This window comes from Pseudomonas sp. LBUM1640, assembly GCF_059716225.1.
On sequence record NZ_CP166816.1, the window covers coordinates 6,791,454 to 6,804,786 of the forward strand.

Annotated in this window: 7 protein-coding genes; 6 read left to right on the plus strand and 1 reads right to left on the minus strand. The window is 59.4% G+C overall.

Annotated features, from left to right (window positions below):
* The first annotated feature begins 104 nt into the window (after window positions 1-104).
* A complete protein-coding gene (locus ACA065_RS30340; RefSeq protein WP_497692728.1) occupies window positions 105-1,973 on the plus strand; it encodes a zinc metalloprotease in 1,869 nt (622 codons plus the stop codon).
* A 59-nt stretch (window positions 1,974-2,032) separates the two neighbouring features.
* On the opposite strand, the gene ACA065_RS30345 is transcribed toward ACA065_RS30340, so the two are convergent.
* On the minus strand, window positions 2,033-2,944 hold the full coding sequence (locus ACA065_RS30345) for a LysR substrate-binding domain-containing protein (RefSeq protein ID WP_497692729.1): 912 nt from the start codon (window positions 2,942-2,944) through the stop codon (window positions 2,033-2,035).
* Between the two features lie 182 nt (window positions 2,945-3,126).
* Between ACA065_RS30345 and aspA the strand changes: the two genes are divergently transcribed.
* The 5 genes from aspA (at window position 3,127) to ACA065_RS30370 (ending at window position 13,213) form a co-directional block, all read left to right on the plus strand.
* Window positions 3,127-4,551, plus strand: a complete 1,425-nt coding sequence (aspA, locus tag ACA065_RS30350; RefSeq protein WP_101273640.1) for an aspartate ammonia-lyase — start codon at window positions 3,127-3,129, stop codon at window positions 4,549-4,551.
* A 393-nt stretch (window positions 4,552-4,944) separates the two neighbouring features.
* Window positions 4,945-6,396, plus strand: coding sequence for an alanine/glycine:cation symporter family protein (locus ACA065_RS30355; RefSeq protein ID WP_497692730.1), 1,452 nt, complete (start codon window positions 4,945-4,947; stop codon window positions 6,394-6,396).
* 83 nt (window positions 6,397-6,479) lie between these two features.
* A complete protein-coding gene (locus ACA065_RS30360; RefSeq protein WP_497692731.1) occupies window positions 6,480-7,463 on the plus strand; it encodes an asparaginase in 984 nt (327 codons plus the stop codon).
* A 92-nt stretch (window positions 7,464-7,555) separates the two neighbouring features.
* Window positions 7,556-12,157 carry a hypothetical protein gene (locus tag ACA065_RS30365; RefSeq protein ID WP_497692732.1) on the plus strand — a complete coding sequence of 1,534 codons (4,602 nt, stop codon included), beginning with the start codon at window positions 7,556-7,558 and terminating at the stop codon, window positions 12,155-12,157.
* A gap of 63 nt (window positions 12,158-12,220) precedes the next feature.
* A complete protein-coding gene (locus ACA065_RS30370) occupies window positions 12,221-13,213 on the plus strand; it encodes an AraC family transcriptional regulator (RefSeq protein WP_497692733.1) in 993 nt (330 codons plus the stop codon).
* The last annotated feature ends 120 nt before the right edge of the window (window positions 13,214-13,333 follow it).

The window sequence follows — 13,333 nt, forward strand, 5'->3', positions numbered from 1 at the left end:
AAACAGACGCTATTCATCGAGGCAATCAATAAAAGAGTCCTTATTCTCGTCATGTCCATGCAGCGCTATTTGCATGGCCCTGGAAACTATTAAGGACGATAAGCATGACTGAACTTACACACGAAACACACGTACTGCCCTTACCTGAGGACATCGCCACGTTGGCGGCCCCAGCGCCCGCAATGATATTGAATAGTCTGAACGAAAACGTAAAACATACGCTGAGCGCAGCCTTCGAATTCGTACGCATGGCCTTCACCTCACTGGATGAGGCCATCAGCCCTTTTGCAAGTGAAGCAACGCCGGATGAGATTTTTTACCTGACCCCGCAAGAACTTGAAGCTGGCATACGCGTGCCGACGCCCAAAAAACTCTCACCGGTTATCGAGTCAGCAGTATTCATAACGGCCACGCGGACTCACTACACGAGAGATTGTGTGTTTTTCTGCTACAAAAATGAAAAACTCCACCGGCTGTCTGCACCTTATCAGCGCGTACTCGAAAACGTGATATTCAAGATTCAGGGTGTGCAATTTTATCTGGATAACATCGATCATTTTTGGAACGCCCCGCATCACTTCTCGCAACTGACCAATAAAGAATACATGGCTCGGTCAATGGCGGCCCAGTTGCAGTGTGCAAGCAGGATAAGAGAAGAAGACGGCTCTCTCAACCTGGAAAGTGTCGACTTGATACTGCGCCTTGCGCATCCGACTATAAAACCCAATGCGTCCTTTTATAGGGTGGTGCTTACCCACGCGGAGCACAGCACCCCCATTGCGCTCATCGGTGTGTTTCTGATATCCAAAAAGGCTAACGACATTGCCGGAGAAGTGAACCCCTGCGTGTTGTATGTGCCGGGTACGGAAATACAACAATTTGACTCTATCGCCTCAGTGAAAATCTTCTTGGCGACTTACCTGATAAATCCTGCGGCGCCACAGAACCCTCTGCCCTATTGCGTCTCCCTGTCCCAGCAAAGCGTGCTGCGCAACCTGACCCATCGCGGAGCATTGGATGAGCACAGCATCGACCTGACGCCCGTACCCGTGAACCCTGATTTTTTCAGCGACCACATCCAATTGTTAATCGACCAACAAAAACAAGACATCACCTACATGTGGTCGCAGACGGAGTACCCGACGCCTCCAGCAGACCTGCCGGGATTTGTGCACCGCTATTATATCAATCGCACAGCCTTCGAGTTTTTCGGTAAGACTGTGGTAAACAAAGCTATTCCTGAATTGAATGCTTGGGAAAAAAACCGCCTAACCGCCCCTGCCCCCGAGAACAATCAACCCGTTCCACCGCTGGTCGTCACACCCTCCACACCGACCGACATCGAACTCGCTTCGCTACGCCCCATTAAACTGCACATCATGATTCATGAGGATCTGGGGCATAGACCCTCGGAGGGGTTATGGGGCCTGTTCAATACATGGTTCCTCGAAAAATATACATTTATCTCAATTAAAGAAAAATACTTTTCCTGGTTAATTGAAGAACTTGAATATCTCTCGGACCGCAGGGTGGAACTTATAGAGATAAATAAGGATGAAGCCCCCAAACTGCACACGCTAGCCTACACATCAGAAGATCACGGCACTTCTATCGACCGGTGGCAAGAAGCGGTGACTCATTATATAGAAACGACAGGCCAACCTACTTCCCAACTGCACAAATATATTCTGCTCACCCGTAATTACGTCGTACCCGGAAAGACATTAGGGGTCGCCGAGCTAAATAAAAAACAGTTCGCAATAGCATCACTAGAGCGGCGCAGGACAGCCGCCCATGAAGTAGGACATTTGCTGGGCGCGAAGCACGAAGATGGAGAAATTATCTACAACGGCTGGTGGAGCGAAACCACGATGAGGCCGTTTGACAGGGATTCACGATGGCGTACAAACAGTTATCGTTTCAGTGAAAAAAACAGAGCGCGCATCAGAACGTATCTCAGCCAGTTTGATTAATTAACGCGGCTATTTAGCCCAATAGGGGTGAAGGCCCAACCCTGCGATCTTCACCCATTTCACCCTGCTGGACTCGCCGCCCCACCTTCCAACTTGCGCCACAACAAGCGCACATTCGCCTTACGCACCAACGCACAGCGGTACAGGCGAATCTCCAGCGGCACATGCCATTGCGCACCGCCGCAGACCACCAACTCGCCTCGGGCCAGCTCGGCGCGCACGCTCAGTTGCGGCACCCAGGCGATGCCCAAGCCTTCAAGGGCCATGCTCTTGAGGCTGTCAGCCATGGCGGTTTCGTAAATCGTGGTAAAGCGCAGTGCGCGCTGGCGCAGCAGCAGGTTCACCGAACGCCCCAGAAAGGCGCCGGCGCTGTAGGCCAACAGCGGCACACTGCCCTCGCCTTCCAGGTCAAACAGCGGCTTGCCCTCGGCGTCAGCGGCGCACACCGGGAGCATTTCGGTATTGCCAAGGTGCAACGACGGGAAGATCTCCGGGTCCATCTGCATCGCCGCGTCCGGGTCGTAGAACGCCAGCATCAAATCGCAACCGCCTTCGCGCAACGCGTGCACCGCGTCACCGACGTTGGTGGCGACCAGCCGCGTGGCGATGTTCAGACCTTCGTTGCGCAGTTGCGCGATCCAGCGCGGGAAGAAGCCCAAGGCCAGGGAGTGCGCCGCCGCCACTTGCATGACTTCGCCCTGCCCACCTTCCAGGTGATGCAAATGGCGCAAGACTTCACCGAGTTGCTCAACCACCGTGCGCGCGGTCACAAGAAACAATTGCCCCGCCGCCGTCAGCTCAACCGGCGTACGCGAGCGATTGACCAGCGTCAGGCCAAGTGCGGCTTCCAAGCTGCGAATACGACGGCTGAACGCCGGCTGGGTGACAAAGCGTCGCTCCGCCGCCTGGGAAAAGCTGCGGGTCGCCGCCAAGGCGCTGAAGTCTTCCAGCCATTTACTCTCAAGGTTCATCACTTCCTCCCACGGGTACGCACCATTTTGGCACACACGCCCGCCATGATAGCCGGGTCACACCTACATTATGCCGTTTGTGCATAGGCCAGTGCCGAACAGCATTGGCCCAAAAACTTCTACAAGCCTAGCATTCACAGCGTTCCGGCCAGTTCCGGGTCCATATCGAGATGATTTCCGTCATGTCCTCCGCTGCATCATTCCGTACAGAAAAAGACCTGCTTGGCGTACTCGACGTACCTGCTCAAGCGTATTACGGCATCCAGACCCTGCGAGCGGTGAATAACTTCCGCCTCTCGGGCGTTCCGATTTCGCATTACCCGAAATTGGTGGTCGGCCTGGCAATGGTCAAACAAGCAGCCGCTGACGCCAACCGCGAGTTGGGCCAGCTCAGCGAAGCCAAGCACGCTGCCATCAGCGAAGCCTGTGCCCGACTGATCCGCGGCGATTTCCACGAAGAGTTCGTGGTGGACATGATTCAAGGCGGCGCCGGCACTTCAACCAACATGAATGCCAACGAAGTCATCGCCAACATCGCGTTGGAGGCCATGGGCCACAACAAGGGCGAGTACCAGTACCTGCACCCCAACAACGACGTGAACATGGCGCAGTCGACCAACGACGCCTACCCGACCGCGATCCGCCTGGGTTTGCTGCTGGGCCACGACGCGCTGCTGGCCAGCCTCGACAGCCTGATCCAGGCGTTCGCCGCCAAAGGCGTCGAGTTCGGCCACGTGTTGAAAATGGGCCGCACCCAATTGCAAGACGCCGTGCCGATGACCCTCGGCCAGGAATTCCGCGCCTTCGCCACGACGCTCGGTGAAGACCTGGCGCGCCTGAAAACCCTGGCGCCAGAGCTGCTGACCGAAGTAAACCTGGGCGGCACCGCCATCGGCACCGGCATCAACGCCGACCCGCGCTACCAGGCCCTGGCGGTCCAACGCCTGGCGCTGATCAGCGGCCAGCCGCTGGTTCCGGCCGCTGACCTGATCGAAGCCACCTCCGACATGGGCGCCTTCGTGCTGTTCTCCGGCATGCTCAAGCGTACGGCGGTGAAGCTGTCGAAGATCTGCAACGACCTGCGCCTGCTGTCCAGCGGCCCACGCACCGGCATCAACGAGATCAACTTGCCGGCGCGTCAGCCAGGCAGCTCGATCATGCCCGGCAAGGTCAACCCGGTTATCCCGGAAGCCGTGAACCAGGTGGCGTTCCAAGTCATCGGTAATGACCTGGCCCTGACCATGGCAGCCGAAGGCGGCCAACTGCAACTGAACGTGATGGAGCCGCTGATCGCGTTCAAGATCTTCGACTCGATCCGCCTGTTGCAACGCGCCATGGACATGCTGCGCGAGCACTGCATCGTCGGCATCACCGCCAACGAAGCGCGCTGCCGCGAACTGGTGGAGCACTCCATCGGCCTGGTGACCGCGCTGAACCCGTACATCGGCTACGAAAACGCCACCCGCATCGCGCGTATCGCCCTTGAAAGCGGCCGCGGCGTGCTGGAACTGGTGCGCGAAGAAGGCTTGCTCGACGACGCCATGCTCGACGACATCCTGCGCCCCGAAAACATGATTGCCCCACGTTTGGTCCCGCTGAAGGCCTAAGCGTTTGTTGCACCGCTCACCAGGTTGAGGGACTAGACACCTCTCACCTTTTGAGGGCCTGAAGGCTCGTTCTTCAGGCCCTTTTTTTTGCCTCAAGGTTGTGAAATGACGCCCATAAAAACTCCAATATCGCCCTGCAAACCCACCTTGCCTGCAACAGCTTGGCTGAAACCTTTAATCGCCCCGTGCAGACGGATCACGCTCGCCTAGGTATAGTGCCGCCCCTCTTCGCGTCTGCGGCCGTCGGTAACGAGGCCCGGATACAACGCGAAAGCGCATGAATAACAACACCCGCAAAAGGATTGGGGTCCAAGCGTCGTGCACTGCCTGGTGCTGAGCGATGCGTCGGACCGTCCTGCGTTTGCCATTAGAAAAATCAGCGAGGAACACTCCATGCTCGAAGTCATCAACGACTTCCTCTCAGGGAAAGTACTGATCGTGCTCATTGTCGGGCTCGGCGGTTACTTCACGATCCGCTCGCGTTTCGTACAGTTGCGTCACTTTTTTCACATGTTCTCGGTGTTTAAAGACAGCCTGAAGAGCAGCGCCGGCCAGCTCAGCTCGTTCCAGGCGCTGATGCTCAGCCTGGCGGGCCGCGTGGGCGCCGGTAACATCGCCGGTGTCGGCATTGCCGTGACCCTGGGTGGCCCGGGCGCCGTGTTCTGGATGTGGGTCACCGCGCTGGTGGGCATGTCTTCGAGCTTTATCGAGTGCTCCCTCGGCCAGCTGTACAAGCGCACCGACGCCGAAGGCACCTACCGCGGTGGCCCGGCTTACTACATCCAGCACGGCCTGCACAAACGCTGGTTGGGTATGGTCATGGCGTTCCTGCTGCTGGTGACCTTCGGCTTCGCCTTCAACGGCCTGCAAGCCCATGCCGTGACCCACTCGCTGAACAACGCGTTCGGCCTGGACACCACTTACACCGGCCTCGCGCTGGCCGTATTGCTGGGCCTGGTGTTCATCGGCGGGATCAAGCGCATCGCCTCGATTGCCGACCTGCTGGTGCCCGTCAAAACCCTGGTCTACATCGCCGTGACCCTGTACGTGATCGTGCTGCAATTCGACCACGTGCCGGCCATGCTCGCGACCATCGTCAAGAGCGCGTTCGGCCTCGACCAAGCCTTCGGTGGCCTGGTGGGCAGCGCGATCATCATGGGCGTGAAGCGTGGCGTGTTCGCCAACGAAGCCGGTTTGGGCAGTGCGCCTAACGTGGCGGCGGTGGCTTCGGTAGAACACCCGATTGCCCAAGGTGTGGTGCAAGCGTTCAGCGTGTTCCTCGATACCTTCGTGATCTGCACCTGCACCGCGCTGCTGATCCTGCTCTCCGGTTTCTACACCCCAGGTTTTGAAGGCGACGGCATTGCCCTGACCCAGAACTCCCTGGCGGCGGTGGTCGGCGACTGGGGCCGGATGTTCATCTCGGTGGCCCTGGCGTTGTTCGTGTTCACCTCGATCATGTACAACTACTACCTCGGCGAGAGCAACCTGCGCTTCATTGTGGGCGACAACCGCAAGGTGTTGATGGGCTACCGTGCGCTGGTGCTGGTGCTGATTTTCTGGGGTTCCATCGAGAACCTCGGCACCGTGTTCGCCTTCGCCGACATCACCATGACCATGCTCGCGTTCGTCAACCTGTTCGCCCTGGCGTTCCTGTTCAAGATCGCCATGCGCATCCTGAATGACTACGACGGCCAGCGTGCTGCGGGCATCAAGACTCCGGTGTTTGATTCCAGCAAGTTCCCGGACCTGGACCTGGACCGTAAGGCCTGGCCGGCTAATCCGGTAAAGCCTGAGCCTAGTGCGCAAGCGACGGCAGAACTGAACGCTCAAGCGCAACGCTAAGCGTCGTAAGCCTAGATAGATGACACGCCGCCCGGCCTTGGGCATGCTCTGGGCCCGGCGGCGTTTTTCGTTCAGGAGATTTTATGCAACCAGCTAATAACGTGATGGTGCTCTACACCGGCGGCACCATCGGCATGCAGGCCAGCGCTAACGGCCTGGCGCCCGCTTCGGGTTTTGAAGCGCGCATGCGCGAACAGCTTGCCAACCAGCCCGTACCCGCTTGGCGCTTCCGGGAAATGTCCCCTCTGATCGACAGCGCCAACATGAACCCGGCCTACTGGCAGCGCCTGCGCGTCGCCGTGATCGAGGCGGTGGACGAGGGCTGCGATGCCGTGCTGATCCTGCACGGCACCGACACCCTGGCCTACAGCGCGGCGGCCATGAGCTTCCAACTGCTGGGCCTGCCGGCGCCGGTGTTGTTTACCGGTTCCATGTTGCCTGCCGGCGTGCCCGACAGCGATGCCTGGGAAAACGTCAGCGGCGCGCTGGCGGCATTGGGTGAAGGCCTGGCACCGGGCGTGCAGTTGTTCTTCCACGGCGCGCTGATGGCACCGACCCGTTGCGCGAAAATCCGCAGTTTCGGGCGCCACCCGTTCGCCGCACTGCAACGCAACAGCGGTATGGCCAAGGCCGAGACACTGCCCGCCGCCCTGGATTACCGCCAGCCCAAAGCCGTGGCTAACGTCGGCGTATTGCCGCTGGTGCCGGGCATCGCTGCCGGGCAACTGGAGGCATTGATCGACAGCGGCATCCAGGCGTTGATCCTCGAATGTTTTGGCAGTGGCACGGGCCCGAGCGACAACCCAGCGTTTCTGGCCAGCTTGCAGCGCGCACGCGATAACGCGATTGTGGTGGTGGCGATCACCCAATGCCATGAAGGCGGCGTGGAACTGGATGTCTACGAAGCTGGCAGCCGTTTGCGCGACGTGGGCGTGCTGTCCGGTGGCGGCATGACCCGCGAAGCCGCGTTCGGCAAACTTCACGCCTTGATCGGCGCCGGTCTTGCCACTGACGAAATCCGCCGCCTGGTGGAGCTGGACCTGGTTACGCAGCCACGCCCTAGATAAGTACCCCCTCCCCGACTTGCCGGTTTCTAGCATGGACACCCCGAGCGTATGCCTCGGGTTGTTCCCATCAACCGGCAAGACAGGGATGCACCATGACCACTCAAAGCACTACCACCCAGGATGCAAAACCCGAAGCGCTCACGCTTAAACTGATCACCCAACTGTGCGTCGGCCCCACGATCACGGAGGTTGCCTGCCAACTGCTGCGCGAAGCCTTAGACGAACAGTATCCAGACCTGCATATCAACCCTGATACCACATTGATGGGCAAGCCGACCTGGGAGCTTGTCGACAATAAGGTCGTCTCCAGCCCCGCACATTACTGGACACTCAGCGTGCTGTTGGCCAGGCAAGCCGTACTGAAAGTGCCGACCTTGTGCATCGAGGGGGAACACTTTCTCACCCAACTCCCACTGACTGAGCCTGCGGTTCACCTGCCAGTGCGTATTGTTCAAATCGCCAACACCATCAATATCCTGGCGCCCTTGCTGTTCCAGGCATTCAAGGAACAGTTGGTGGCTTTCTGGAACAGCAGCGACGGCAATGGCCCGCACTGGCACGAACTTGCCAATACCCTGCGCAACGCCTGGAATGTGCAACAGGTGCACGACTGGAGCGACGACGACTGCAAGTTGGCCCGCAACCTGTACCACTCGCCCGACCCAGCGGACCGCCAGCCCGGCGACACGCTCCAGCGCCAGGCTTGCCTGATCGACATTGACCTTGTGAGTGGCGACAAGGTGACCCACATCTACCAGGTATTTATCGCCGTACTGCTCGGGCAGTCCGAGGGCAAACCCGTGATCCTCTGCCACTCGCTCGATGGCTACAAAAAATTCACCACCCAGGCACAGTTGGGTGAGTACCTGACGACATTGTTATACCGACCGCCGCCCTATGAACGCTTGCAGTGGCGCCTGTACGAACCGGTCGGGAATTTTTTCGAGAACCTGGCCTGCACCCTGGTCACGCTGCAAATCGACGCCCTCACCCGCTTCACCTCTGGCATCCCAACGGCGCAAAGCGAGGCGCCCTTGAGCGCATTAGCGGGGACGGCCGGACTGATCACACCCAAGGGGCCAGATCTTGCGTGGTATCAGCAAGCGTTGCCGGACTGGCTCACCCAAGCGTCAACAGCGGACCGAACGTTTTATTCAAGGCACCTCAAGGACCTGGCCGGGCTGAACAGTCGAAACGCGGGCAAAACCTACCAGGACGACATCCCCTCCATCCAGCAGTACGCCCAGGACATGCTCAAGGCGCAGATCATCAAGGACCATCCCGACGCCGCAGAGCTGGCCTGGGATACCTTGACCATCGATGTGAAAAAACAGATTGTCTGGGGCACGTTCCCGGTGCCGGGGCAGGTCGAAACCAGCACCTTCAGCCTGGCCGACCTGGCCCTGCAAAACCTGATTGCGTTGCCCGTCGGTAACCAAACCCTGCGCATGCAGGCGCGCAAGACTCTGCCTGCATGGCTGACCGTCGACTACGTGAAAACGCTCATCACGCAAGTCGATATCGGTACGGCCTACCCGGCACTGATACGCAGCAAGTTGATAAACGACCCCGACGAGTCGTTGCGGCGCAAAACCTTGTACACCCAACACCTGCGCATCCAGTTGCCGTTGCTGGCCTTGCAGTACAAGGTACGCAACGAGGCAGGGCTCGACGAGCGCGGCTACCGCTACGTGGCGGCTGTCATGCAAGCCGAGATCGCTGACCGTTTTGTCGACGGCCAAGCCATTGTGATCAGGCATCTGGCCTTCGTGCCCAAACGTCGGCAGTCCAACGACCAGGACGTGGTGAGCAACATGTACGTTATCGGCCCGCAAAATGCCGAAGCCGGACCTTGCCTGTTGTATCGCCCGCTCTTCGACCCGGTGCTGCTTCAATACCCGTCACAGGCAAACCTGCTGTACGCCATCGCACAGTCCAAGCCTTTGCGAGACTCGGTGGTCGCCTGGCTGCCGGACTCGGTGCGCGCGGATTACACCAACTACGTATTTCCCAGCGACCTGCCTTCACCCTGGACCGTGGCCGATTTCCTGGTGGAGCCTGACAAGCTCTGGACCTACAGCGGCCCCATGAGCCTTGGTCAGCAAGCGCTCAATGGCAACCTGTTTACCACCCTCTATGAAGCCAACGCCAAGGCGCTGGCCGAGCTGGCAGACCGCCAATCGGTCTCCAATGCCGAAAACCGCTGGGCCACGCTCAAGCAGGCTGGGTGGCTGATCTTCAATGCAGCCTTGCCCTTTATGGGGCGTATCGCCGGCACCGGGGCCTGGATCTGGCAGATCGTCGATCAAGTGCAAGCCTTGGTCGAGGCGCACGAGCACGGCGAGCAACAGGCGCAATGGTCGGTGTTGACCGATGTACTGCTCAACGTGGGCATGGCCGTTACCTTGCATGTCGCCACGCGCGCTCACCCCGGCGCGGACCCGGCCCAGGTCGAGCCTGAAATACCACGCCTCCCCGCAAAGAAGCCGGTGACTGTTGAGCAATTGCCGACGCGCACCGCAGAGCAAGCTCCTAGCGGTCACGACTTGCCACTGAACACCCGCGGCGCGATCACACGCACTTCCGCCAGCCTGGCGACCTTGCTGGACAGTTTCAACCTCGAAAAGCCCAGCGACCTGGCAGAAGCCATCACCGAAGAGGGTGACTACCAACACCTGTATAAGCTCGAACAGCATTACTACGCCCCGGTGGGCAGCCGCTGGTTTGAAGTGACGCTGGAGGGCGATGAGACCTTCGTCATCGTCGACCCCAAACAGCCCGACCGTAAGGGCCCGCCGCTGATTCACAACGCCAAGGGCGAGTGGTTTATCGACACCCGGCTGCGCCTGCACGGCGGTGGCCGCAAAGGCCAACAGAAAAAAGCCCTGAGCCAGGCGAAACTCAAGTCTGCCGAACTGCGCGCGAAACTGGCGGCATTCGAAAACACCAAGAAAAATGTACAAAGTGACCTGCAACAGGCCCGCCAGGCCATGACCGCCACGCCCGGCACTTCGGCCCAGGCCAAGTTGAAGCGCCAGGCCTACATGGAAAAACTCGACAGCCATAGTTCGGACTACGAGGAGGCAAGACAACAGCTGATGACCCTGAACGTCTTCACCCCCGTCACGGACTTCCAGCCAAAAGCACTGAGCTATATCAAAGCCCAACTGGAACTCAATGAGGCCGGCATCAGGGAGCTGCAAACCACGTTCAACCCCACACTCAAGACCGTGCTTGACCACCTCGAAACACCCGCGGCCTCAACCCAGGAAACCCGTGCCACAGACGCGCAGTTAATGATTGATATGAGCAACGCCATGATCACGCGCCTGGAATACGCACAATCGCGCTTCACCGAGTTACGCGGCCTGGCCCAGGAAGGCCTGCGTATGATTCAGCTCAACCAGCCCCGGCTGCCCGGCTACACCAGCGACGACCTGCGGGCCTTGCAAGTGACGCTGGCGCGTAACCTTTGCCTGCAGCCGCAATCCTTTACCACTGAACCTGCGGCCTGGACGCTGATCAGCGAGATTGTCGACCGCGCAGACATTGCCGTGCAGACCCTGCGCGACACCCTTCAGGAGCGCAGCGAATCACGCTTGGATGAACGCATTGAAACCTTGAGCAGCCTGGTCGAACAGTTTCAGTTCATTGATGAGCGCCTGCAGGATTTTCCTCAGGACTACATCGAGCAAGCTCTTGCCACCCCCATTCAAAGCCTGCGTGAACGGCTGCGCGTGTTCGCTGATCGGGCCAGCACTGAACTGGCGCCGTTGCACAGTGAACAAGAACGGCGCCGCATCCGGCCCACACCGCCCCCTTCACCACCGCGGCCCGTGAAGAAGTTCATCCGCACCCGCTTCAACGGTGTATTGATTGGCGAGCCGCGCTTGACCCCCGTGGGGCTCGAAACCGAGTTTGTCGACATCAAGTCGCCGCTCACCCATAAAGTCATCGCCACCTTTCATGAAAAATCCTCAGGTGTCTGGGCCGAGCACATTCAGCCTGCCACCGCGCAGCCCGCACCGGCGGTGCCCACTGTCGAAAACAGCATGCTCCAAGGCCAGACGTTACTGGACCAGTTGCCCGCCTTCCAAACGCGCGCCAATGCGCAAATGAACAAAACCTCGCGCACCCCCATCGGCATCGAATACCTGTTTCATCAACATGCCCAACTGCTGGAGCAGGCCAACAAGACCATCGAAGCGGCGCTGACCCAAACCAATGCCACGGAAAGTGAGCAACCGTCAGCTGTGGCGCTTGGCAAACAACTCGACGAAGCGGCGCAAGCCCTTTACGTGCAGGCCAACCAGCACGTGCAGAAGATGATCAAGCAGCTGCCACCGGTGATCTCCGGTGTTGAATGGCTCAAGAACCATAAGCTCATCACCTTCAAAAAGACCGTCAAGCGGCGCCGTCTCAAAAGCGATATCAAGGACTATCTGGACGAGTACACCCTCACCGATGTGTCCACCCAGACACCGCTGTGGTATGCCCACTTCCATTACTCCACCGCAGACGCACCGGCCGATAGATTTTTGTCCGCTCGCTTGAAAACCCCACACGAACACGCGCAGGGCAGAGCGGCTGACAGTGTGCGGGGGCTCAACGCTCAGCAACGGGTCGCGTTCTACCGCAGCACCATCACCCTCGCGCAGGCCATGCGGCTGTTTTTCCACCCAGTGCGCGATTGACGGGCGTGCCCGGCAACGGCATATAACTTGCTCCAACCTGGTAAACCCAGGCTGGAATCCACCATGTTGCATTCACACCTGACCACCCTCAATGCGGTCTCCCTGGTGCTCAGCACCTTCAAGGCCGAAGGGTTGCCCTTTGAGGTGCTGCTGGCCGGCAGCGGCATCTGTGCGGCAGACCTGAGCCGCGCCGACACGCGCATCACCACTAATCAGGAAATGCGCGTGTGCGCCAACGCCGTGGCCCTGCGCCGGGATGTTGGCCTGGAACTGGGCCGCCAGATGCACGTCTCGGCCTACGGCATGCTTGGCTATGCCCTGCTCACCAGTGCAACCTTCGGTGACGCTTTGCGCCTGGCGCTGCGTTATCCGGCGCTATTGGGAACACTCTTCGAGCTGAGCCTTGAAGCGGACGGTGAGCGCATCTGGTTCACCGCCGGTGACTACCGGGAAAACCCGAGCCTGGAAGTATTCAACGTCGAACTGTGCCTGGCATCGCTGAAAGTGATCTGCGATGACCTGCTCGGCCAGCCTCTGCCACTGCTCGCGGCGCGCTTTGAACATGACGCGCCCGACTACCTCACGCGCTACACGGAACGCTTCCCCTGCCCACTGCACTTTCAGGCGACCGCCAACGCCTTCGCCTTCGACAAGCACTGGCTCGAGCAGCCTTTGCCCCTGGCTGACGCCATTACGCACCAGGCCATGGCCGAGCGCTGCCGCAAACAGAACCTGGAGTTCACCGGGCGTCAGGCCTGGCTGGGCAGGATTCGCCAACTGCTCACCACCCAACTCAATGCCGCGCCCGGCCTGGAAGGCTTGGCCGAGCAGATGAACTGCTCGGCGCGCACCCTGCGCCGCCGCCTGCATGACCTGGGCAGTAGCTATCAGGAACTGCTCGACGAGCTGCGCTTCGAGCGCGCCAAGCAATTGCTGACTGACGAGCAATGGCCGATCTACCGGATTGCCGAGCATCTGGGTTTCAGTGAGACCGCGAGTTTTCGCCATGCCTTTGTACGCTGGAGCGGTTTAGCACCCAGTCAATTTCGCGCTTGACCCGCACCGCGGTGTTGCCTTCGCGAGCAAGCCCGCGCCCACATGGGGCGAATTTCGGACAGACAATTTGGCCGTATTTATCCCCTTTTGGCCGCTCCTGCCGTTCTCATAAACACGGCC